Annotated in this window: 11 protein-coding genes; 2 read left to right on the top strand and 9 right to left on the bottom strand. The window is 43.0% G+C overall.

All coding sequences use genetic code 11. The features are described from left to right. Positions 1-35: 35 nt before the first annotated feature. A complete protein-coding gene (locus F6K46_RS00260; protein WP_293051139.1) occupies positions 36-842 on the top strand; it encodes a hypothetical protein in 807 nt (268 codons plus the stop codon). A 158-nt stretch (positions 843-1,000) separates the two neighbouring features. On the opposite strand, the gene F6K46_RS00255 is transcribed toward F6K46_RS00260, so the two are convergent. From F6K46_RS00255 to F6K46_RS00215, 9 genes are all read right to left on the bottom strand, one after another. Then, the gene (locus F6K46_RS00255; RefSeq protein ID WP_070392150.1) at positions 1,001-1,288 is read right to left on the bottom strand and encodes a 2Fe-2S iron-sulfur cluster-binding protein; all 288 of its coding nucleotides are present in this window, start codon (positions 1,286-1,288) and stop codon (positions 1,001-1,003) included. A 61-nt stretch (positions 1,289-1,349) separates the two neighbouring features. Next, complete coding sequence (locus F6K46_RS00250; protein WP_293051153.1) at positions 1,350-2,576, bottom strand: hypothetical protein; 1,227 nt, start codon at positions 2,574-2,576, stop codon at positions 1,350-1,352. Between the two features lie 211 nt (positions 2,577-2,787). Next, on the bottom strand, positions 2,788-4,461 hold the full coding sequence (locus F6K46_RS00245; RefSeq protein ID WP_293051156.1) for a PfaD family polyunsaturated fatty acid/polyketide biosynthesis protein: 1,674 nt from the start codon (positions 4,459-4,461) through the stop codon (positions 2,788-2,790). Between the two features lie 214 nt (positions 4,462-4,675). Continuing rightward, a complete protein-coding gene (locus tag F6K46_RS00240) occupies positions 4,676-5,509 on the bottom strand; it encodes a hypothetical protein (protein WP_293116681.1) in 834 nt (277 codons plus the stop codon). A 62-nt stretch (positions 5,510-5,571) separates the two neighbouring features. Continuing rightward, positions 5,572-10,323, bottom strand: coding sequence for a PfaB family protein (locus F6K46_RS00235; protein WP_293051162.1), 4,752 nt, complete (start codon positions 10,321-10,323; stop codon positions 5,572-5,574). 86 nt (positions 10,324-10,409) lie between these two features. Next, positions 10,410-12,149 (bottom strand): SDR family NAD(P)-dependent oxidoreductase, encoded by a 1,740-nt coding sequence (locus F6K46_RS00230; protein ID WP_293051165.1) that lies wholly within the window; start codon positions 12,147-12,149, stop codon positions 10,410-10,412. Positions 12,150-12,251: 102 nt separating this feature from the next. Then, positions 12,252-13,598: a condensation domain-containing protein gene (locus tag F6K46_RS00225; protein WP_293051168.1), complete on the bottom strand. Its 1,347-nt coding sequence runs from the start codon at positions 13,596-13,598 to the stop codon at positions 12,252-12,254. A gap of 93 nt (positions 13,599-13,691) precedes the next feature. After that, on the bottom strand, positions 13,692-19,919 hold the full coding sequence (locus F6K46_RS00220; protein WP_293051171.1) for a type I polyketide synthase: 6,228 nt from the start codon (positions 19,917-19,919) through the stop codon (positions 13,692-13,694). A 1,777-nt stretch (positions 19,920-21,696) separates the two neighbouring features. Beyond that, positions 21,697-22,518: an SDR family NAD(P)-dependent oxidoreductase gene (locus F6K46_RS00215; RefSeq protein ID WP_293051174.1), complete on the bottom strand. Its 822-nt coding sequence runs from the start codon at positions 22,516-22,518 to the stop codon at positions 21,697-21,699. A 650-nt stretch (positions 22,519-23,168) separates the two neighbouring features. Here F6K46_RS00215 and F6K46_RS00210 point away from each other — a divergent pair. Further along, positions 23,169-25,262 (top strand): PEP-CTERM sorting domain-containing protein, encoded by a 2,094-nt coding sequence (locus F6K46_RS00210; protein ID WP_293051177.1) that lies wholly within the window; start codon positions 23,169-23,171, stop codon positions 25,260-25,262. The last annotated feature ends 10 nt before the right edge of the window (positions 25,263-25,272 follow it).

Genomic DNA, 25,272 nt, shown 5'->3' with positions numbered 1-25,272 from the left:
TTTTATTTAATGACATTTTTATGCAAGTATCGGCTATGCACAAAACCTTTATTTTTATTTGGGCAAAAAAAATAGTCAAACAAAATCTGACCCATTTGTTGAAAAGGGTATTTAGCATCTTTATACTCTTACTATTAAGTACTGGATGCACCCAGATTCCATTACCAGGACGGCAATTAACTAATCGATTACTCGGTCAACCTCCCGAAGCAATTTTTCAGCTTACGGTGACCAAATCAGACCGTCCAGGGATCTACACCGTAGCAGGAACCACGAATCTTCCGGAGGAAATTCCCATCACGGTAGCAGCGATTCGCTATTTGCACCCTAATCAACAGCTCTCTTTCAACAGAGACGCAAATTTTATCTATTCAATTCTGGCTTATCAAAATGTCGATGTAAAGAAGGGAAGATGGCAGACCGACTTGAAACTATGGCAAATTGCACCAGACGGTCAGTTTCAAGAAGTCTGGCAAATGGATCAGTCCAAACTTGGGTTATCACTAAAACCAGCAGAGGAAGTAACCTTCCTAGCCACCCTCACCCCCAAAGAGTCCCTCTGGGAACTAGAACAGGAGTTAAAGAAGCAGCGAATAACCTTAGCAAGCAGCCTGATCAACAATACATCCGATGGTCAACGGTATGTCCAGGCACGTGAAGTTCTGTCCGTTGCCTTACCCACCGGTCAGACTAAACCACCTGAACCTAGACCTGAGGATATTAATGATGGGTGGGGCAAGCGGTATCTGCTGCTACCAGAACCACCGATTATTTATAAACTTGACAAGCCTAGTCAACGTCGAATCGATGCTCCCCTTTCAACTCCTGAGTTTTTACAATGATATCTGGTTTAAGGAGTGATGGAGTGATGGGGTGATCGGGTGACCGGGTGATGGAGGGATGGAGTGATCACTCCATCCCTCCGTTCTTGTGCTTGGACAAAAGATACTGTGGAAAGGGAATTTTCCTCACCTGTTTATCCCCTCACCTGTTCATCCCCTCACCCCTTGAGAGTACTGATACTAATATCGCCCATCACAACACACTGGCAAGCTAGACGTGCGTGAGGATTGTCTGGAGCTAACACATCAAGCAAATCCTGCTCATCAGCTGTGATAGGTGACAGGTGTTCAATGCCTCTGACTACCTCGATTAGACAGGTGCCACAGGATGCTTCCCGACAACCAAAAAGAAGGGAAATGGGATGCTCATCGCAGATCTCAGCTAGATTTTGGTTAGGTTCGACCTCAAGGGTTTGTTGATCGTCTTCAACGTGAATACTCACCATAGCAACAATTTGGGTATCTCATGTATAACATTACTGGAGCAGGAGCTGGCAAAAGTTTGACCTAACGCTTAACGGATCTCGAGAACTGCTTAAACTCTCGAATGTTATTTGCAACAGCTTTTTCAACTGAACCGGATGAAGCCATCAGACGCATCTCGCGATTAACAGGTGACAGATAGTCTAGACCTTCAAGAAACTTGCGGATATCCGATAGAAGACGCTGGTGATATTTAGCTGCCACATGTAAGCCTTGATGTTCCTGACAGAAACACTTCTCCATCATCAGTAGTGCTTCTTGCTTAGACATGCTAAATAGAGGTGTTTGCAAGAGCTTATACACCATAGGCATAAGATTTCCACCAAAGGTACCAGGGAGTGTAGTAGATAGCCCATTAAACACATCGGTTTGTAAGCTGTGGATCGTTTGGTTACCAATGTACTTCTCCCAGGCGTTTGGCTGAGGGAAATCCTTATAGATTTCGTGGGACATTAACTGAGACGTTGCGGTGTGGAAACTTTCGTCTAGTAGATGATAACGAGAAACTGCTGTTGGAGCGGGAATAAACTCACCCTTTTTCTCTAATGTCTTATATAACTGGGAAAAACTATATTCCTTATTTTTGAGATTTAAATTGCCGATCCCACGGGCAGTATAGTACTGGCTCGCTAGAAAAGGAGAATTACTGATACTGATGGTGTACACTTGCATTCCCAAAGGAGAGCTTGTACGTCCACCCATCCCTTTAAAAGCAGCTAATGTTTTATCCATTTCCTTAGGTTTGGTTGACCTAGGACAGTGAAAAACTGTTTCGCCCATTAGGGCTAACTCTGTTTGACTACCAATAGTGTGAAAGGCACGAACATGGTAACGTTCTTGATTAGTTTCAAGGTCTAGCGCATGGCAGAGAACTTCGTAATCATCAAAGGGAAAGAACGCATTTGCTGTAACTTCATTAAATAAAATTGTATTCGTTTCAGTAGCAGCAATTAAATAGTAATTCAAAGCCCAATAGAGATGGTTTAGAGCTTTTTGTTGTGAGGGTGAAGCCGCTTCATAGAGGGGGCTACCGTACAGCATTGAAAGCTCAGGCTCACCCCAGTAATAATCGCTATTGCTGCTATAGTCGAAGTTTTTATACAACTGCTCTATTTTTTCGGTGTAATCTGACTCAGTGTTACGCCGATAATTAACATCCATCAGCTTAAGATTCTTGCGACCATGGACAACCTTGTCTGATGGAGTTGAAAATTGACTTCCTTTTTCTGGTGCTTTATGGGTTTTTAGCATACTATTATCCTTAGGTAAAAATTACGTAATCTACGTAATCTATAAGTTAGATGGTCTCCATTACCCTGCAGTATTGTTCATAGTAAACGTGGCAATTGGTAATGGGTAATGTATCAATAGTAATTACAATTACCAATTACCAATTACCAATTAGCAATTACCAATTACCAATTACCAAGCTTGACAATATCGAGAATTAAAAATTCACAATTTAGGAAAGAGGAACTGGGCGATACTGACTGTAGTAATCTGGCATTTGGAGTCCTTGAATTTTTAAACTTTGTATTCGGTGTAAAAATGCAGCCCCATTCATGATGTGGTGAGCCACATCAACCACACTGCGATTGTTTGGAGCAGCGAGGTAAGACCCTTGTACCCAGTTATTAAAGCTGCCCATGGCAGGTCCGCACCAAATCTGATAATCGATTTCTCTGCCTTTCTCCCCTGACTTCGACCAACGAGATGACAATCCTAGGTACCAGCGAAAAATCAGAGCCATTTTTACCTTAGGATTATTGGCAGCTTGTTTTATTTTATCAGGATTTCGTTGGGATATATAAGCTATGGTATCCTCCCAGATAGCTTCTATTTTTCTCTTGAAAATTTGTTTTTCCAGTTTTTCTCTTTCCTCGATAGGAATAGCTTCAATCGAGTCATAGCTTCTATATAACTCAAAGAGTTTCTGGGCCCGTAGGGGGAAGAGGCTACCTTTTTTTAGGACTTGAAGTTTTACCCCCATTTCAAACATATCTGCTGCTGGAGCCATGGTGACATCAGTCATATCAGCTTTAGCCAACACTTCCTTGGTATGTTGAGAGGTTCCAGCTTCAAGGCAAGACTGATTAATAGAGCCAGTCATAACATAAGCCGCACCCATCATAAAAGCAGCTAAGGCTGATTGTGGCGTACCAATCCCACCAGCAGCTCCAACTCGAATCGGGTTTTCATAACCATATTTTTCCTGAATTTCATCCCTCAATTCCAAGATAGAAGGTAACAGACAAACCAAAGACCGATTATCTGTATGACCACCTGAATCAGCTTCTACGGTGATATCGTCTGCCATGGGAACTTTTTCTGCCAAAGTTGCCTGTAGCTCACTGATTAATCCCTGCTCAACAAGTTTTTTAAGGATTTGTGTTGGAGCAGGCTGGAGAAATTTCGCAGCAACTTCTCTTCTGGATATTTTAGCAATAACTTTATTTTTGATTTCGATTTGATTAGCGGTATTGAGTCCTAATCCAGCAGCTCGATAATAAACAATGTTGGGAGTTAAATCTAGAAATGCAGACGCTTCTACAGTTTGAACACCATAATTGAGAAATAGATCAACAGCATGGCGTTCAATCGCCGGTTCACTGGGACTATGAATTAAATTAAAGGCGTAGGGACCTTGGGGTAAGGCTTGTTGAATACGTTTAATAGCTGCTTCCAGGCGGGAAGGACTTAATCCGCCAGCACCAAATGAACTCAAAATTCTCTCTTTGCCGAGAGCAATGACCATCTCCTCAGATGCAATTCCACCAGCCATCGCTCCAGTAACATAGGCAGATTTTACCCCATGAAAGGATAAAAAACTGGGATCGCCTAACTGTTGAATTTGTATTGGTGGAACTGCCATCAGCAGTTCTACTTGAGAGCTCTTGCCATTTTCGGAAGGATACCAGTAGCCTTCTTGGGTTACGCCAATCTGTCCTTGGGATCTAACGATATAACAGGACTTTTCTAAATCTAGCAGTTTAGCCTTAATTCCTCGATCATCAAATGCTATCCCATCCAAATCCCCTTTCCAACCTTGATTTTGACCATAGAAACAATTAAAAAATCCAATTTTATTATCTTTTTGATTATTATTTTTGCTTAGAGGTTTATCTAAAGCAGTCATTGGTTTAGAACTAGTTTGAGTCATTATAATACAGCTGATTTGGTTAAATTAATAATTATAGTTTAGTAGATTGGCATCAAAATTACCTGTCAAAATTTTGGTAATATCAAGTCCGATAGCTTATTTTAATTGGGTTTTACTGCTACCAGACTTGATATCAAATCAGGCTAGTTAATTGATACAGAACCTTTACCCTATTAATGTTTTTCTCAGGTTATGAGAGATTATTGTAGGTGTCGATAGCAAATTGGGCACGCTCATCAGGAGATTCTATTTCAGCAAACTGCTCAATAAAGTTGTTCGCCTCCTCAAAGCTCCACAGCGGATCACCACCTTCTCCGTTCTGGGCTATATAGTGTACGGCAGCCTTAAAGACAGCACGAGCAGCATTTTTGGTATACGGCACACCTGGATCACCACCACCAAACTCTAAATCCAGATGCCAGAGCAAGACATTGCACTCTGCAGGAAATGGTTTGTGCTCCCGCAGCTCCATGGTTTCCATGCAGCGTTCATGGGAATAGGAATCAGCAAGGGAATGGAGAAAAATCCCTAAAGCCGTGATAGAGCTTGCCGGTACAGTTTTGAATCTCCGACGATTCAAAGAGTATTTAGGCGTTACCAGTAGATCGTCAGAATTGCCGTAAAGAGCCCACTGGTCCATGGTATTTAACTCTGGGATTCCCCTTGGACAGGAGTCGGAACTGTCCGTGAAGTAGTTGCAAGTGTTGCATTCGCTGGCGTCAGTGGGATAGGACACACCGAATGAATCAGTGCAACCGCGTCGGGGAAAGTGCCAGTATAGACTATACGAGTCAAAGCGTCCCGTATTGGTGAGACGCACGTTGGTGCCGTTGTAACCTGTGAAATTAATTGAGTCCACAGCTTGATTGGTAACTGCAATCTGTTCTGCCAATTCTGGCGAGAAACCCGCTGCCCGCACTAGGGTGCGGGTAAATTCGTAATGAAAGGTACTGTGTCCTTTGAGTCCGTTGCGGTAGAACTCGTTGAAGGCATTTGTAGGTAACACCCAGCAGAGAATTAGCACGATGGTAGATACCCAAGTCAAGAAAAATAGTGTTTTACGCTTCATATTTGGTTGATACACAATTATGATTCAGAATCAAGCAACTGCTTTGAAAACGTTACTTTGTGCTGAATAATGTCGCCAATTTGCTTCAAGGATTCTTGTTGATTCCTTAAAAAAGCAGCATGGTTTTTGGTGATGCGAGATGTATTATAACTCAGTTTTTGATACTGATTTTTGTGTAATTCACTTAGGGTTATTTCCGGACAAAAATTGTTATTTTTTTGGGCTAATTCTAGACTGAAACTATTATTATCCAGCGGCATTTTAATGGGCTGGCCATAGTTTAATTTTTCGTTGCTTGTAAGGCAGTGATTTAAAGCACACTTAGCACTATTTTCATGGTTTAGGACAGTACTTTGAAAGTTTGATAAATTTACGGGTTCAGATGGTTCAACATTGGGCAAAGTCTGTGGCTGTTCCCAAGTCTTATGAATTAGGACGTTTGATGATAGAGTTTCAGCAATTTCCTGGTTAGTATTGCTCAAAATTCTGGACTTAATCCGGCTCCCACCCAAGGTTATGGTTTTAACCATTGAGCGCCGCTGACCAGCATTTTCTGGTTCCTGAGTATACAGCGGCGACAAATCCAGAGACACTTGATGACTAACTAGCTTGGCCAAAGCTTTGACAATAGAGGTATGGTCGTTTGAACCTCTTTTATTGAGGGAAACTGTGACATGTTCCTTATCCTTGAGGTTTTCACGAATCCATCTAGAACAAGTACTCCCAGCGCCTACCTCCACAAAGATCTTGGCTCCATTGTCATAAACTTGGTTAATTAGCCGAGGAAAATCGAGGGGCTGACAAAGACCCTTGGCGATAGCGTGACCAATGGCATGGCTCTCAAGGGTAATGGGTTTGTAGTCGGCTGCGGAATAAAAAATAGTTTCTGGTTGGCTGCAAATCGGTAAACTTGTGAGTCTAGCAAGTTCATCATATTCAGAAGCCATGGCGTCACAATGAAGTACATCATCGGCAGGAGCACGGAAGGCATCGCATTTGAGAGTGTCAATCATCCTCCGACAAGCTTGAGGATCACCAGCAATTACCACTTCTTTTGGCGTATTGATATGAGTAAGATAGACGCGATTCTCATGTTTGAGATATTCCACAACTTGGGATACCGGAGTCATCAGAACATAGGTACTCCAAATTTGTTTGTGCTGATCATCATTGCCTTGGGGTAATCCCCAATACTCGCGAACTGCGTTTTTAGGACCAGACAGTCTTGTGTGAAATATCTCAGAGGAGCTTAAGCCATCGATAGCTTGATCATAGTTACTCCAGACAGACTGACCAATCATCATACTAAGTTCCCCTAGGCTGTACCCAAAGGTAGATTGAGCCTGAACTTGGAAATAATCCCTCATGATTATGGTCAAGAGTCTAACAAAGCCCATTCCAGATATGAGCATGCTATGGGAATCATCTAACAGTTGCTGTTCAAGGACTTCCAGTTGCTTTCTGGATAAGGAATTTAAGCTCCTTGGATAAAAAAGTCTTTCCCTGAGCATCGAAGCCATACTGGCGATATGTTTATCTGCCTCCTCGTAGACTTTGGGAAACAGTCGAAAAATATTCTGACCTAGTCCGATATAGGAATTGAAAGCACCGGGATAAACAAATGCAACGGTACCCCGTTTAGCCAGTGGTTTAGCTGTAAAATAGCTTCCCATAGGCGTTTGCCAGTCTTTACCTGTATCAAAAGCTTTGGGAATCCCTTTAATTGCACGCTGGATCTCTCGTTTTAATTCATCGTTATTGTGTCCGAGAATTGCCAGGGTATAAGCGGCCTGAGAACGTTTTTGAAAGGTGGCAAAGGTTTGCCGAGCAGCAGTAGATAGAGAAACACAATTTTCGATAGTTTGTTCTAAATTATGCAGCTGCTCGAGTAACTCCGATTGACCATCAGCAGCCATGGGAAACAGATAAAACGGTGTTTGCTCCAAATAGTTGCTGTTGCGATCGCACTGACTCTGTTCCTCTGACAAAATTATATGGGAATAAGTCCCATCCATTCCCATACCGTTAATTGCTGCTACTCGTTTGGGGCTCTCTGGTGCTAAAAACCAAGGTCTTGATGCATTTGCCACATAAAATGGACTACCTTGCCAAACCTCGGGCATTTTAGGACCAGTCCATTGAGGTGTTGCTGGAATATATCGGTGATAGAGACAGAGTGCCGTTTTGATTAAGCTAGCAATTCCTGAAGCAGCATAGGTATGACCAATATTTGCCTTAACACTACCTATGGCACAGCTTAAATCAGCCTTAGCAGTTTGATAGGCTTGGGTTAATCCGCGAATCTCTGCCTCATCCTCCTGAGCTACTCCACTACCAAACACTTCTAAATAGCCAATATCCCCAGGTCTAATGTCTGCTTGAGTATGAGCCTGTTGACACGCTTGTATGACAGATTCAGCCAGAGGCGGTTGAGGGAAAGAATTGACCTGGTCTGATGTCCCACGGGCTTTTACCAAACTCATGGCATCAATCACTGCATAAATACGGTCTTGCTCCTGTTTGGCTGTATCAAGACGCTTTAAAACCACAGCGCCAGCTCCTTCGCCAACCATCCAGCCATTAGTGTTTTGGTCGTAACTGAGGGTATTTACTCCTGTGTTGACCTTTGCCAATTGGTTTCGCAACAAAACATTTTCCAGACCGCCAGCTAGGTCAACAGCACCCACAACAACCGCATCTACCTCCCCAGCAGCGAGTAATAGTTGTGCCGTTTCTAGAGCTTTGAAGGTGGAATTTTCCCCAGCACCGAGGGTGAAGGAAAGCCCGTTGAAATCCCACAGAGCAGAAATACGACTGGCTGTGATCACACCAAGGTAACCGAGATAGTCACTGGTTTTTGCCTGGTGGTGGATGCTATCTTTAACAATGCTTTCTAGGGTATCGATAGCTTCGGAGGTTAAGGATTGATTCGTCTCAACAAAACCTTCTTTGAGTTGCCAAGACAGATGCCATCGCTGCTGAAGCTGATGACCAGAAAGTTCGGTTTCTGCAGCGATAATCACTGCCACATTTCCCCCCTCACTTAGTCCTGCATCTTTGATAGCACCCTCGGCTACCTTAAGCATTAGCAGTTGCTGAGGATTGAGTGTGTCTGCTTCATTGGGCGGTATCTTAAACCGTAATGTATCAATGTCAAAATCTTGGATGTAAGCGCCTAAGGGTGCTTTACCGTCTGTAAAGCCATAGTCTTTGAGCAATTGCTCTTGCTCCTCGATTCCCTTCCAGCGCTGGTTAGGAAGGGGGATAAAATGCTGGGTTCCATCATAAATACTGCGCTCAAACCCATCCAAACCATCACAGCAGCCAAAAAAGCTGTCCATGCCCACAATCGCCATCTTAGTAGCTGGCACCGGTGTAGAGGCTTCCGGTTCAAAATCAGGAATTTCTTCGACCTGAGTGGATTGCTCAAGAATCAAATGAGCATTATTTCCCCCAAAACCGAAGGCATTGATGGCTGCGCGTTTAAGCGGTTTATTGTTCGGCCAGGGAGTTGCAGCTCGAACCACTTGCTCCGCTGCAATCACATTATTAGGAGAGCTGAGGGGAGTCGTTATATTAATGGTCGGGGGTATTACACCCTTTGACATACTCAAAATGACTTTCATCATGCTGGCCATACCAGCAGCAGTTAGCAGGTGACCCAAATTAGATTTGACAGAACCCACCAGCATAGATGCTTGATGCTGACCAAAAAAGGTATCTACAGAGCCTAATTCAGTGGTATCACCAAGGAAAGTACCAGTAGCATGGCATTCTAAATAATCGATGCTCTTTGGACTAATGTTTGCCTCAGCATAGGCTCGTTTATAGGCTAAAATTTGGCCTCGGGGGTTCGGACTCAGCAGGTGCTTTCCCCGACCATCATTGGATAATCCGTTACCACAGATTGTGGCATAAATTTGATCACCATCTCGAATCGCGTCACTGTAGCGCTTGAGCACCACCATACCAATCCCATCGGCTGGGGTTAGACCTTTGGACGATTGATCTAAGGGTCGGCTGATATCATGTTCAGGGTAACCCTGAACACCAGAAAATAGCATCCGAACATAAATTGGATCGGCATGACTGATGGCTCCCGCTAACATCAAATCAGCTTTGTGGGATAGTAGGTAATGACTTGCCAATTTAACAGCATACAGTGATGAGGAACAGGCCGAGTCTAGGGTATAGTTAATATCGGATAGAGAAAAAGCTTGGGCGACTAACGCTGAGAGCACGCCAGAGTTCATCCCATTATACAGAGATAATTTGGCAGATTTCGGTAATTTTGCCAACTGGAAGTTTTGATTCTGCAAAAGCTCCCTAAGTGCAGCTTCGATAGTGTGCTGATAAATCGATCCAAAGAGTTCATTCGAGAGTGGAGTAAGGCTTGAGAGATTACCCAAAATTACACCACACTTTGAGAGCACACTGTCATTGCTCAAATAATTACTGTCTTGTAGTGCTTGTTTGGCAACATACAGGCACCTTTGGAAGAGAGGATCTAACCCTTCCAGAAGTTCTGACGGCAAGTTGTATCCAGTGACATCAAACGTAAAATCTCGGATATATCCTCCCATTAAGGAGTAGGTTTTATCCGGTTGATTTTTTAATGGATTAAAAAATTTTGCCGGATCAATTCCCATGTCTTCCTTAGTTAATAAGGAAGTGGAATCTTTTTTGCTAATCAGATTCTGCCAGAATTCTTCTGGAGTTTTCGCATCAGGGAAAAGGCAAGATAATCCAATTATTGCTATTTTATCCATAGATAATTTATCAAAAATGACAGTTTTGGCTAATCAGTTTACGAATCAGTTATAGTTTGGGTATTAAATGACTTGCTATTATAAAATTATATGCCCTTTGACCCGATAGGATAAATAGTTCCTTTCCAGCCAAGCCAACGGGAGTAGATTTGTCCTTCACGATTATGGGCTATGATATCAACAATGACATTTTTATTGACTTTAGATTTTAGTTCCGTAGATACATAAAAAGTTTCTCCCGGTGGAATCATGGCAAATTGTTCAAATTTTTCTGATTGGGCAGGTAACAATTCCTCTTGATGAAAATAATAAATCAAAATTCCAGTAGGGTGTGTCTTAAGATCAGCGATGTAGGGATTGAAATTTTGAATGGTAAACTGCCCTTGTTGTTGGTCACTAATAGATGACCAAGCACAGGCTGCCGTAATTTTTGTAGGAGTCAGATTCAAGACCCGTTTCACCCCCCAAAAGGAAGGGCCATGAAATAATGAAGATTCTTCACTTTGATATAATGATGATGGAATCTGTTCACTAATTTTATAATCTTCCTCAACGTTAGCGTTATCATAAGTGGGAGCATTAGGAATTTCTCTGACTAGCTTAATCTGAACCCGATAATGCTCATGATAAGGAATTTTACTTTCTTCTTTTTTCGTCCGAATTTTTGCTTCAAATTCTATTGAACCGTCATTGGTCTTAGCAATTTCTTTGAGATCCAGAACATATTCACTTGCCAGATTATTATTGAAAATAATCCCTTTAAAGAACTTGAAATTTGTGTAACTGAAGAATTTGTAACCGGGATAGAGTTGTTCACAGGCATTAATAATCCATCCTACGGCACAAGTAGCTGGCAATACTGGATAACCGCCAATGACGTGATCTTGTAAAAAGGGATTAGCGTCCACTGTCAACTTGCGGCGAATACGATAGGTTCGTAACTCAGGGTTTAACTCCCCTAACACCGGTTCCAGTGGAGTGCCAATCACCACTTGCGCCGTGTCCTGATTGGCACTATCCAGTTCTTTAACTAGCATGTTTGTCCCCACTGGGATCGGAATAATTTCAATGTTGCGCTTAGCAAACGCCTTCTTGAGTTCAGAAGTCACCATACCACTGTCCCAAGGTCCCCAATTGATGGCAACCACATGGCAGGAGGGATGGTGTTGCTTGACCAGATGAGCTGATTTGTTGAGAATTTCATTTGCGATCGCATAGTCCGACTGACCGATATTTCCGTAAAAACCAGCTACAGACGAAAATAGAACTAAATAATCCAGTTGACCTGGGCTGACGCAACTCAGGAGATTTTCCAAACCCTTTACTTTCGTAGCATAAACGGTCTCAAAATCTTGTTCCGATTTCTTTTCAATTAATTTATCCGCTAAAACCCCTGCTCCGTGGATAATACCGGTAATTGGACCCATGCGCTCAACCACAGTGGCCAGCTTTTGCTGTAAGGCTAGAGCATCGGTTACATCAACATCAATATAGTCTGCCTGACCGCCTGCCTGTTCAATTGCCAGGAGACTTTTGTGAATTTCTCGACTCGAAGCAATTGTCTTAAATACCCGTTTTACTTCCATGGGGGTAGGCTTCTGTCCTTGGGCACGGATATTTTCCATAATCCGTTTTTTCAATTCAGATTCATGAAAACAATCCTTTGCCCAAGCTGGTTCATCTTTCATTATTGATGAACGACCCAGTAGAATAAATTTGGATGGTTGGTGCTGTGCCATCCGAATCACGCACTCAGCGGTAATGCCTTTTGCTCCGCCACTGACAAGAAACACTGATGATTGACTGATTTGAGCTGTTTGTATCATAAAGTTTCCCAATAATTGGATAATTAATTTATAAATAGTTACTCTTGTTTAACTTTTATTATCAGGGGTCTATAGCTAGCATTTGTGGCCCTACGTTAGGGGTCAAGCTACCTTGGGCAAGCAAGCATCAATAAGATACGACATGACATTGTTTGCAAATATTTCCATCGAATCATGACTGATCGATGGGTCAGAAAACATGAAGTTTAATATCATTTTTTCGTCAAAGGTTGAAACAGCAACCGATAAACTTCCCCCAAAAGAAGCGTTGGCTGAACCAAAGCTGATTTCTTCTAGTTCAAAGGCTCCGTAATGTTTAGGAATGTTGACTTTACCAATATTGGTTACAGATACCGTTGCCGACCCTTGATTAGGGCGCTTTAAAAACCTTTTTAGAAAAATTTTAGTGATAATAATAACTCTAAATATATTTGCTCCATTCAAACGATATTCGAGCTGTTTTTTAACATTACGAGCTAAATCCCAGAATGATAGATTGCTCTGTAAGGTGTGAAATGAGGTAACACATGAAACTAGGCTCCCCATGACCTCATCACTGACCACTGGTTCCAAGCGTCTGCGCAAATCAACATAGGATAGGCAACTTACACACAACCTTTTTTTCTTATTTACTGTGATGCTTTTCGCGGCAGTCAACAGCATCGCCCCACACACGGCACCGTGTACTGTTGTCTTTTCCTTTTTGCAACGATTGATCAACTCTTGGGTTAACCCTTTGTCTAAGGATTTTTGCACCATACCACAACGGCGTAAATTAATGGGTACGCACTTCTCAAACCCGAGAGTTTTTGGTCGATACCAAACCTGATTAAAAATTATTCGTAATAATAGCAATGATCTATGCCAAATGCCTTGGAATCCCCTAGTTGATATCGGAATTAACCTATCTATGGGTGGGAGTATGGGTAAGGGAAGCACTGAAGTTATTGGTTCCCCACAGTGAATTTTCTCGCAGTAGGTCAAAATTCCTGAGTGCAGTCGGACACAAGATAAGCCGTCTGATATAGCGTGGTGGGTTGATGTAATCAGATAGCTCGCACTATTTTCACTCTCAGCACGAACTAGCACTGCCCGCATCAAACATTTATCACTCTCAATTCCCTGATTGAGCTCTTCGAGAACAACCTCTTGCCAGTGTTCGTTGTAGAGATTGTCAACCACACGCAAAGGAATCTTGGACACCCCTCCAGTTTGAAACCAGAGATTATCTAACGAGCCAACAATACGACAGTTAAGACAAGGGTAACGGTATTGAATCAGGTCAAGAGCTTGTCTAAGAATTTCTTCACTCAGAGGTCCTTTGACGCGACTCATCGTTACTACATAACTCGATTTAGCAAGGCGATTTAAGATTTCCGTCCCTTCCTCGATAGGAACTAGCTTTCTGTCTAGGGTTTCTCCTGGGGAGATTTGCGACATTGTTGACATTTTCAACGTTTTGGTTGATTTTTATACTTTGGTAAGGTGCACCCTAATTTTTGCCACTAGTCACACTGAGCACTGAGCACTCAAGCACTATATTTAGATGGATGGCTCAGTGCTGAGGGTTACTCGCCCGAGTGAACTATATCCAACTTCAGTAATATAATGGTTGGGGTCGTGAAGTTCAGCCATGATGTACTGAGCCGAGCCCTCAGCATTCAGGTCAGGACTCAGATCAATGCCCCGACAAAATACCGATTCCCATTCAAGGTTTAGGGTTTTAGTCAATCCAAATAGACCCGCACCAATTGCACCAAAGTTCACGTTTTGTGCTAAACCAAACGCTCCATCAAGACGAGCAACAGTCATGAAACAACTCCGTCCCTGACGCGCTGCTTGATTCAGTGATGGTTTGAGATGTTTGGCAATGAAAAAGACCTGCTTAAGAAGAGCTTTTTCTAGGTCAAGAAAGCGAATGCCATGATTGGGCTGAGTCACAATGGCAGGATTGAGATGAATGAATGCAGCAACCGAACCATAGTTAGCAGTAATTGCTGCTAATTGTTGTTTCAAATGCTCCTCACTCAAATCGTTCAACACAATACGACTAACTCCTTTCGGTAAAGGTGGTTGTTCTGCAATCAGGGATTGGGGAAAACTTAAGACCACCACTTTCCAGTCACGGTCTGTTAGGGATTGAGCCAGTTTGGATGTAGTTAGTGAACCATCATCGGTTAACAACACAATATGCTTGTCAGGTAACGCGAAATCCAAACTATCTGGCTCAGGTAGAGTTTTAAGTTTTACCAAACAGCGTGGAATATTATGATCTAGGTCAAGTTGCTCACTAGAAGGCTGCTGCTGGAACTTTTTTTTTTCAGTCGTCGCTGTCTGCTGTTGAAGATACTCAACAATTTGACCAAGAGTGCGCAGTTCTCCGAGTTGCTCTGGATTGGCTTGAGGCAAATTAGGAGACATCTCCTGCAAAGCACTTAGGATTTCCACCCGTTTGATCGAGTCAATCCCTAAATCGGCTTCCATGTCCATATCCAGCTCTAACATTTCCGCTGGATAGCCAGTTTTTTCGCTAACCACATCGAGCAGAGTTTGACCGATGGCCTTAACATCTATAGCTGGTAATGGTGTTAATGGTGTGGGAGTTTCTAGCGGTAGACTTTCTTCAACTGGTTGAACCTCATTGCTTTCCACTGGCTCAGATTCGATTGTTTCCATCTCAGCTAAGTCAGTATCAGTTGTTGTTTCAGATTGGACGGGGAGAACTTTTGAAGCATTAGACTGTAAGTACTCCACAATTTGACCAAGGGTACGGAGTTCTCCAAGTTCCTCTGGATTGGCTTGAGGCAAATCTGGATACATCTCCTGCAAAGCGCTTAGGATTTCCACCCGTTTGATCGAGTCAATCCCTAAATCCGCTTCCATGTCCATATCCAGCTCTAACATTTCCGCTGGATAGCCCGTTTTCTCGCTAACCACATCGAGCAGAGTTTGACCGATGGCCTTAACATCTATAGCTGGTAGTGGTGTGGGATTTTTTAGCGCTATATTTTTACCAACTGGTTTAACCTCATTTGTTGGTTCAGGTTGGACAGGGAGAACCTTGGAACCATTAGACTGTAAGTACTCCACGATTTGACCGAGGGTACGCAGTTCTCCAAGTTCCTCTGGATTGGCTTGAGGCAAATCAGGATACATCTCTTGCAAAGCACCCAAGATTTCCACCCGTTTGATGGAGTCAATGCCTAAATCTGCTTCTATATCCATATCCAGCTCTAACATTTCTGCTGGATAGCCCGTTTTCTCGCTAACCACATCGAGCAGAGTTTGACGAATGGCATTAATATCCGTGGCTGCTGATGGTGAAGATGGTACTTTTGGTGTTGGCTCAACCTTAACTTCAGCTACTGGACTTTCTTGAACGGGTTTTGAGACATTGCTTAAAGCTGGCTCTGGCTCTGGCTCCTTAACCAGGGTAGCACCAGGAACAGTTATAAATGCACTCGAGCTACTTGAGCTATCACAGAGATTCGGTTGAACTGTTTCCTCTTGGTTTACAACTTGCCCATTGTCAGAGGTTTGGCTATCTTGCTTTTCTACTAACTTATTTGTTTCCTTGGTCGCTGTAGTCAGTTTAGTAGTGGATGGCAAATTATTGATACTATCCTGAACACTAGTAACCGATGTTGTCACCGTTGTAGAAGTAGGTTGTGTGGTTAACTCCTTCTCCAGCAATTGATTACCATTACCAGCTTCTAGCCCTGGTTGATCAACAACCTCACCTTTGAGAACCTCTTGATACTGCTGTTTTACCAGTTGGAAAAAGTTCTTGGTATACTCTAGCTGATGGTTTAAATATTGCTCATGAACGTTGAGAGTCTGACCTTGGTGCTGGTGAAACTGCATCATAGTGCGCTCTAAGCTTTGTAGCACAACTTGCTTCGTTTGCGCTTGTTGATCAGTTCCGTTGCTGTTGCCAAACAAGGAATGCTGCTGCTGCATCAGTTGGAAAAAGGTTTTGGCATATTCCAGCTGATTGTTCAGATATTGTCCGTGAACCTGTAACGTTTCACCTTGATGTTGACTAAACAACTTCAAGCTATACTCTAAGCTCTCTAAAATACGTTGGGAATTTACAGATAGAGTTGGTGTTGAGAGCATGTTCGATTCAAGAGCGGGTTGAGTAAGAGCTAGTGCTGGTTTGGCATCAGACCTGTCATTGGTGCTACTCCCAGAGGAGGTCACAAGATGCCCATTTGTCTTCTGGGTAGGTTGAGTGGGAATTGATGTTGGTTTGGTCTGAGAAGTCTCCATGGGACGTAACCGAGATGTGGGCTGGATGAATGGCGAGAGTGCAATCCTGTTTCCTGGGTTCTGGGCGATCGCCCCTTTGCCATTGCTCTGGCTAGACCCATTTCCATTACTCAAGGATTGTTTCGATTCAGTGACAAGCTTAGTTGAAGAACTCCCCTGATAATTGGGCTTTGCGGTGTGACCATTGCTCTGGCTAGACCCATTTCCATTACTCAAGGATTGTTTCGATTCAGTGACAAGCTTAGTTGAAGAACTCCCCTGATAATTGGGCTTTGCGGTGTGACCATTGCTCTGGCTAGACCCATTTCCATTACTCAAGGATTGTTTCGATTCAGTGACAAGCTTAGTTGAAGAACTCCCCTGATAATTTGCCTTAGCTGTCTTACCATTGCTCTGGCTAGACTGATTGCCATTGGTGAGCATTTTTGTCTGTTGAGTTTCCTCTGTAGACCCATGACTTGCCCGATTATCCTGACCAAGAGATGTCACTTGATGTCCATCCTGCAAAGCCTGTTCAAAAGCCTTTTTCGTCTTTTCTGACACATAATTAGAGCAATTTAACCGGAAATTCAGGGGTTTTTTATTGTCAGTCTTGGGTGCTGGAGGCTCAATTTGGTAGGGGTCGAGGTTTTTCAAGGGCAAACCAGCAACGCGCAACTGGATAACCGCTTGACGCAATTGGCGATCGCTATCCTGTTGACGACTCGCATTTAAGGCTACGGCGACATGGGGTTTATCACCAAGAATATCCTTTATCAAGTGGGTCAGGATGCTCCGAGGTCCAAACTCAACAAAGCAATACCCCCCTGCATTGTAGATAGTTTCGATTTCCTGCTTGAACAGTACTGACTTGCTCAAGTTTACTCCCAAAATGTTTTTAATGTCTTCTGGTTCAGTGGGATAACGCTCTCCAGTCACATTGGTATAAACAGGAATTTTTGCTTTTTTGAAGGTAACTGCTTCGCTGGCTTGAGCAAAAGCTTTTTGGGCATGTCCAATCCGAGAAGTATGGAAGGCAGCGGAAACTGGCAGCAATATAGCAGAATACCCTTTTTCAGTCAACACTTCCTGTACCTTCGCAATTTCTGCTGTTGAACCGGCTAAGACCACTTGGCGATTCGAATTGAAATTGGCAATGGTAATTTTAGGAAAACTATCAATAACCGCTTTGACTCGATTAACTTCTTCGTTCACCGCCAACATGGCTCCCGGATCAAAATTTGGATCATCTGGGGTTGCCATTGCCTGGCCTCTAGCTTTAACTAGGAAAAAGTAATCCTCATCACTCAAAACTTCAGCAGCCCAGAGAGCAGTGAGTTCTCCAAAGCTGTGTCCAGCAATAAAATCAGGCTTAAATCCTGCCTGTTGCAGAATCTTGTAAAGACCAACACTGAAGGCTCCAATGGCTGGCTGAGCATAATCTGTACGTTGCAGTACTTCAGCCTGGATATGCCGTTGAGCTGTATCAAACACAGGCGCAGGAAAAACCGTTTCTGAAACGGGCTTCAAACTATCCTTGAGGAACAGACTATCGATATAACCATAGGTCTGGCGCAAACAAGGGAAATTCATCACCAGTTCCCGCCCCATTTCTAGATACTGGGAACCTTGGCCTGAAAATAGGGCAACGACTTTTCCTTCCAGCTTCATGCCACTTTCACGATAGTAGATCCCTTGGGGATGATTCCACGATTGTGCTTGTGGTCTGTTTTTCAGGCAGTTAATAGTGGTTTGTAAGCATCTGCAAGCTTGTATTAGAGAATCCGCCACAAACCCCACTCTAGCTTCAGTGACCGGAATTTCTTCAGCTTTACAGCTATCAATCAGTTCCTGGTAGTGCTGCTCTCCAGTTTTAAACTGCAACTTTTGTAAGGTATCTTCACAACGAGCTAACAATTGGTCTGGTGTTGGCGCAGACAGGAGAATGGACTCGGAAGTGTGGTGTAAACGATAGGCATGATTGTTTTCCTGTTCATATTCTTCCAGAACAACATGGTAATTCGTGCCACCAAAGCCAAAAGAACTCACACCAGCACGCCTTGGCCCATCTCCTTCAGCCCGAATCCAGGGTCGGCTTTCAGTATTCAAATAAAATGGTGAATTATCAATATCCAGTGTTGGGTTGGGGTTGGTGATGTTGATCGTAGGTGGCAAGATTTTGTGGTGTAGAGCCAAAGCAGTTTTGATTAGACTAGCTGCACCAGCCGCAGCTTTGGTATGCCCAATCTGGGATTTAACAGTACCGAGAGCAACATACTGTTTTTTGGGGTTGTTTTCACTAAAAACGTCCTTTAGAGCCTTGAATTCACTGGGATCCCCAGCTCTAGTCCCCGTGCCGTGTGCTTCAATCAGGCTGACACTGGTAGGAGAGAAACCTGCATCTTCGTAAGCCCGCTTCAACGCTTTCGCTTGTCCTTCTGGGCGAGGAGCGTAAATGCTTTTATATTTACCATCACTGGAGGTGCCAATGCCTTTGATCACAGCATAGATTGTGTCATTATCTCGCTTAGCGTCCTCCAGACGTTTGAGTACCAGCATCCCGATGCCTTCACCCAGCATCATTCCATCCGACTCAGCATCGAAGGGCTTAATGGTCTGGCTTGGCGAGATGGCAGGGGTTTTGCTGAAACAAATATAAGCAAACAAGGAGTTATCCGTGTCAACTCCTCCAGTGAGCATCATGTCAGCGCGATGCTCACTCAGCTCACTCATTGCCATTTTTAAAGCACCTAATGAGCTGGCACAAGCGGCATCAACTACACAGTTTGTTCCCCCCAAATCTAGACGGTTGGCAATGCGTCCAGCAATAACATTAGCTAGCATCCCGGGAAAGGCATTTTCGTTCCACTGCACATAGGCTAGCTTGATTTTTTCTACAATTTTTTTAGTATCCTGATCGGATAACCCACTACTTTTTAGGACTTTCTCCCAAATCGGATACTGCAATCTCACTGAAAGTGGTGTACCTAGTTGTTTTCCCAGTGCCGACCCTAGGATCACCCCAGTACGCTCTCGATTAAACTCCCGGGATTTGCCATAGCCCGCATCTTCCATCGCCTCCTTTGCCACTACTAGACTTAACAACTGGGAAACATCTGTTACTTCGAGGATATTCGGAGGGAGCCCAAACTCCATGGGGTTAAAATCGATATGTGGGATAAATCCGCCTCTTTTGCAGTAGGTTTTGTCCGGTGCCCTGGGGTCTGGATCGTAGTAGTCGTCTACATTCCAGTGGGAGGCAGGAACATCACTAATGCAGTCGATTTTTTCAAGAATATTCGTCCAGTATTCCTGCAAATTTCTGGCTTTCGGTAAAAGCGATGCCATGCCAACAATGGCGATAGGAGTTTGTGGCAGTTTTTGGTTAATATTGCTTGATTCTGTTAATTTATCCGACATCGTGTCTTTCCCTTGGATACGTTGGATCAGATTCTTTTCAAGGCTATCCAAGTCGTCTTGGAGCTGGGCAAATGCCATGTCAAGTTTAGAATTAGACATAGACTGATTCTTAACCACGGTAAACTAGTTAACTTAATTTAGATAACTTTTAATTTTATTAGTATAAAACTATTTTTATAAACTGATTATGTAAGTTTTTTAATTTATTTTTACGAATTTATTTTTTTCAGCAAGTTTTGCAAATACTCAAATCGTAAATTATTTTAGCTATTTTTTCGCTGACTGACATAATTACAAATTAATTTTATCATATAAAAAAACTATTGTCTTCAACCATTACTGCTATTTCAGCTATTGTAAATAGTATCGATTGGCCTAGGGTATGATTTGGATAATCTTTTCACAAATTTCATGTGCTGAATGTTTATTGTTGACTGTTTGTAAAGAGACATAAAAAACTCCCAAGAGAGGGACGTGGGGGCAGAGAGGGAAGTAGGGGAGGAGCAGGCTTGATTGTGTTTTAACCCTCACCACTCTTGGCGCTTATTCACAGGTTTATTTCGCATAAATTAGCCCCTGAATTTTCAGCAAACTACTCTATCTGCTTCAGTTATGATTAACAGGTTTTAATTACGGCTTAATTTCACCCTATATCCCACAACCGGTCACCCCACAACCAGTCCAGCTTTCAAGCTGCTTGTCATCCCCTGAGGTATTCAGCCATCAGCTAACGCCCTACGTGCTTACTGTACTTGCCAGCTATCAGCTATTGATGATTCCTGCAACAGAACCGAGTAAGGAGCAACCCATCACGAAGCGCGTCGCTCACGAAAACAAGCTTATGGGGGAACTCTCTTTATTGATCAGACGTTGGATTAGATTAGCTGTTTGTACAGCATGCCCGTAGCGGGTTAGCTCAGGAGTTGATAGGTGAATGCTTACCCTAAAATAGCAAACTTTTTTCTCCAGACCAAGTCTATCTATCTAGACCGATAGCAGCAATATAGTTGGTGTAAATGACAACATTGACCACATTGATGGTATAAAAATTATCTGAATTTAACCTAGCCAATCTCTAGGGCTTGACACCTTGAACCAGATAAAAATTAAATAAATAAAATAAGTTTTATTAAACGAGTAGCACAGGACTCTCGCCTGTCACCGTTTTGTTCTGTTGAGCTATAGCGTTTCTAGGACTCATGAGGTACACATTATTTTTTACCTCTTCCCTCTTCCCTTCCCCTCCTGGGAGGGGTTAGGGGTGGGTTCCTCTTCCCTGCTCCCTGCTCCCTGCTCCCTGCTCCCGTCTTGATGCAGTCGCTCATGGGGGAAACCCCCAAGACCGCGCTGCATCGCTGCTCCCTAAAAAACAGAAATTTGTACCTCACAAGTCGTAGAATTGCTATAAACTATGGTTAGCATCATTAAATTAGTTTGAATGAGCCATGTAGTTTTACAAATAAATCTAGAGTTACAGGTTTAATGATAACTTAAATACAATAATCATACCCTTTTACAAATATCAGATATATATTTGATTAATTTTGTATAAATTCTTGATTAAGATCATGGCGATTATAGCGTTAGGTAGAGCTTTGAATCGTCAACCACTAGGACTCTGTAAATTTGGTTTTGAGGGTTATGGCAAGGTGTTTGTTGTTTGTTGTTTGGTTAATGCTTATGGTAATGTAAGCGTTTAAGCGTGCCTAATACTATCATGCCTAATGCACCAACTGATGCACCAACTGATGCACCTTTGAGTTTCGTTATCACTTATCTTCCTGATTGATTATGCAAATCTTACTTTGTAATAAAATCAAGGGGTTTAGGAGTTTTGTAACTCAATCAGCTTATCTTCTGAGTTCCCTTAGAGCTATTAACCTGCATCACTTTTTAACCTACTGTATAACCGATTGGTGAGCCAGTTCAATAAACCAGGGAAATACCGTTTGAGAATATGCATTATTTTGGCGATCGGATCCGGAAATACGTGCAGTTTATTGTGAACAATCCCTTGAATTATTTCGCGCACTACATTGCTCGGATCGGTTGCCATGTCTTCTGGAAAGCGCTGGAAATTTTCAGCTAGGGTTCCGTACCCTTCCGATTGAAGAATTGGGGTACGACTGAAATACGGATAAACAGCGGTAACTTGGAGGTTGTGAGCTTTTATTTCATTGAAAAGCCCCTCGCTGAACCCGCGTAAAGCGAATTTACTGGCTGCATAATGAGCTGACCCAGCCCATGCCACCCAGCCCGCCACCGACGAAATATTGACGATGTGCCCTTTTTGACGGGTAATCATGTCGGCGACAACTAAACTGCTTAACCACATTGGTGCCAGTAAGTTCACCTGCATGAGCCGCTCCCATTTCTCGACTGGAACTTCGTCCATGCGGCCAAAAAGCCCGATGCCAGCATTGTTGATCAAAATATCGACCGGGACATTGAGCGCTTTCACCTGACGGTAAAGGCTTTCACATCCCTCACGGGAAGAAAGATCAGCTCCTAGGCATGCGATCACATCCCCTGTACCCACTTCACGCCAAATCACCTCAGCCCGTTTACGGACAATGACTTCTTCGAGATCAGATAGAATTAATCGGCTGCCAGCCTTTAATAACTGTCGGGTTAACTCCTGTCCAAAACCACCCGCTGCACCGGTAATGAGTACAACTGCCTCTCGTAGATGAGTCATATTCCTGATTCGTAATTGATTTATACAGAACTTCTATTAAATCATTCAAAAACTGTGAATGAAATTCCGAAAAATCAAGATCAAGTAATGGTAAAAAATTGGTAAAGACCTAAAATTTACCCGCACAGGCCGATATCGTGCCTATAACGTTAAAAAGTACCTAAAAATAAAAAAGTCTCTTTTACTCAAGCTTATTAATAAATTTACTACGTATTTTAATAGACGAAAAATATATATTTTATACAGAGTGATTTTCTCCAAATACAATTTTTTATTTTAATTTATCTAGAGTTAATACCAGAGCCAATTCATTGACAGTTTCAGGTAATAATTAGTATGATTGAGCATTCACTATGTTGTTTCAATAAAGATCTCCAAAATCTGTGGTTGGATAGGCTCGGGGTATGCAACAATTAGTTGAGAAGCTAGCGGCTGCTTAGGTAACTTGAGTTAATTATCTCAGGATAAATATTTGTCTTGGTTGTAACTAATGCCTTGACCACTACCTTACCGTTACCTCTAATAGGGATGACAGACTGTAGCCTCAATCACCCTATATGACTTCAGAAACGGTCATTGTTTTGACCAAAGCCGCCTGGGAGCATAATTTTTCTACCAAGTACAAGGAAGAATAGGGAGTTTTAATTTTCGTGAAAGCCTCCATTTTTGCTACCGCTAATATTTTATTAGCTACTTTGGGAATTTTGGGAGTTGAGGTCAAACCTGCTACATCTCAGTCCTTAAATTTGGCTGATCAGGAACAATCTGATATCAGGAATTTTTTGAGCAGCCTATCGTCAAATAATCCAACTATTTCCAATAATAATTCCTTCTTGAACAGACTATTGCCTTTGCCCATAGTCAACAGCAGAACATCAGGTAGTAGTCAAAGCTCAGATAATATACTAGCGGAATTTATTACTGTCCTGAAAGTAGGCACCCCAGGTCCCGATCCTTTTGTAGGGGATTCAGGGACTAATATCATTTTCACTCGTACTGGCAATGATATTTTACTGGGTGTCGATCCTGGTGCTCCTATACCTGGTCAAGGAGAAATTGATATCTTAATTGGTGGTCCTGATAGTACTAGTGACGGATCGAGCGCCAATGCCCCTACCAGAGACCGATTTTTGTTGGGGGATGAAAATAATCCCTACTACGCTGGCGGTACCGGATTCCGAGGGAAGAAGGACTATGCTTTAATTGGAGACTTCGATCCCAACCAAGATACTATTCGGCTTCACGGCGACTCAAGTAATTATACTCTGAAACCGATCGGACCGAAAAAAAATGGCACAGCCATATATCTGAATAATCCTAGACCTGATCTGATCGCCGTTTTGCCAGGAGCTTCTGGTCTGAGTGTAGATGGTGACTACTTTGAATACGATAATACTCCCCCATCCCAACAACCAGCTTTCGATAATGCTCAGCAGTTGGGAAGTGCCAGTGTTGATATCGCGTTTAACGTTGGTACTGATAGCGTTGGTAATGTATACGTTACAGGATGGACTCAAGGGGATTTGGGGCAATCCAATGCTGGATCTCAAGATGCCTATGTAGCTAAATACAATAGCGAGGGTCAACAACAGTGGGTTAAACAGTTGGGGACTTCTGGTGAGGACCGCTCCTTTGATATTAGCTTTGACAGCAATGACAATGTTTACATTGCAGGCACCACCACGGGTAACTTAGGGGGGTCTGTGGTTGGAGGAGATGATGCCTATTTTATTAAGTTAGACAGTAATGGCAACACGCTGTTGAGTCAACAGTATGGAACTTCCCAATTCGACACTGCCTTTGCAATTGACGTTGATAATGACGGTAATATCTACACTGGGGGATATACTACAGGTGACTTAGGGGGAGTAAATGCTGGATCAGATCAGCCCATTCCCCTGTTTGATGATCCCTATGTGGCCAAGTTTGATAGCAATGGTAACCAGTTGTGGGCTAAACAGTTTGGTACTGTTGAGTTTGACGAACTTTACGGTGTTGCCGCCGACAACAATGGTAATGTCTTTGCTACAGGATTCACTACTGGTAAATTAGGCGAAGAGCATGCTGGGTTGTATGATGGCTGGTTGACGAAGTTTGATAGTAACGGTGAGCAGTTGTGGATTGAGCAGTTTGGTACTTCTAATTATGATTTTGCCTGGGATCTTGCTCTTGATAGCTCTGGTAATGTCTACAGCACAGGATTTACCTTGGGCTCTTTAGGGGGACCGAATGCTGGGTATTATGATGCCTTTTTGGTTAAATATGACACCGATGGCAACCAGCTATGGACTCAACAGATTGGGACTTCTGGTTCTGATAGCGCCTTTGCTATTGACATCGACAGTGACGGCTTTATTTATATTTCAGGAATCACTGATGGTGATTTAGGAGGAACCAATGCCGGACTCAATGATGTCTTTATTGCCAAGTTCGACAGTGACGGTAACCTGTTGATGACTGAGCAGTTTGGAACCCCCGAAGATGACTTTGCCTTATTTGGTATTGATGCCCAGCAGGCTGCTCAGGTTTACTTAGCCGGATTTACTGATGGGTCTTTGGGAGGAGCTAATGCCGGATCCTTTGATGCCTGGGTAGCTAGTTCCAGCCTTTCTGCTGGATCTGTGCCTTCAGCTCCTGAACCCACCACCATTTTGGGTTCCTTAGCCACACTGATTTTTGGTGCTGGGTTCAAGAAAAGACTTGGTAAGAAGTTCCACACCACTGTCTCCAAAAAAAGTACTTAACACGTTTAAT

Source organism: Moorena sp. SIO3E8 (genome assembly GCF_010692445.1).
In the GTDB taxonomy this organism is placed as follows: domain Bacteria; phylum Cyanobacteriota; class Cyanobacteriia; order Cyanobacteriales; family Coleofasciculaceae; genus Moorena; species Moorena bouillonii.
Note: the sequence above shows the minus strand (reverse complement) of the source record. Positions and strands in the feature narration are given on the sequence as shown.

Excerpts from the sequence above, each read along its gene's own strand:
- F6K46_RS00260 (WP_293051139.1), top strand. The coding sequence starts at position 36 with ATGCACAAAACCTTTATTTTTATTTGGGCAAAAAAAATAGTCAAACAA.
- F6K46_RS00255 (WP_070392150.1), bottom strand. The coding sequence starts at position 1,288 with ATGGTGAGTATTCACGTTGAAGACGATCAACAAACCCTTGAGGTCGAA.
- F6K46_RS00250 (WP_293051153.1), bottom strand. The coding sequence starts at position 2,576 with ATGCTAAAAACCCATAAAGCACCAGAAAAAGGAAGTCAATTTTCAACT.
- F6K46_RS00245 (WP_293051156.1), bottom strand. The coding sequence starts at position 4,461 with ATGACTGCTTTAGATAAACCTCTAAGCAAAAATAATAATCAAAAAGAT.
- F6K46_RS00235 (WP_293051162.1), bottom strand. The coding sequence starts at position 10,323 with ATGGATAAAATAGCAATAATTGGATTATCTTGCCTTTTCCCTGATGCG.
- F6K46_RS00230 (WP_293051165.1), bottom strand. The coding sequence starts at position 12,149 with ATGATACAAACAGCTCAAATCAGTCAATCATCAGTGTTTCTTGTCAGT.
- F6K46_RS00225 (WP_293051168.1), bottom strand. The coding sequence starts at position 13,598 with ATGTCAACAATGTCGCAAATCTCCCCAGGAGAAACCCTAGACAGAAAG.
- F6K46_RS00220 (WP_293051171.1), bottom strand. The coding sequence starts at position 19,919 with ATGTCTAATTCTAAACTTGACATGGCATTTGCCCAGCTCCAAGACGAC.
- F6K46_RS00215 (WP_293051174.1), bottom strand. The coding sequence starts at position 22,518 with ATGACTCATCTACGAGAGGCAGTTGTACTCATTACCGGTGCAGCGGGT.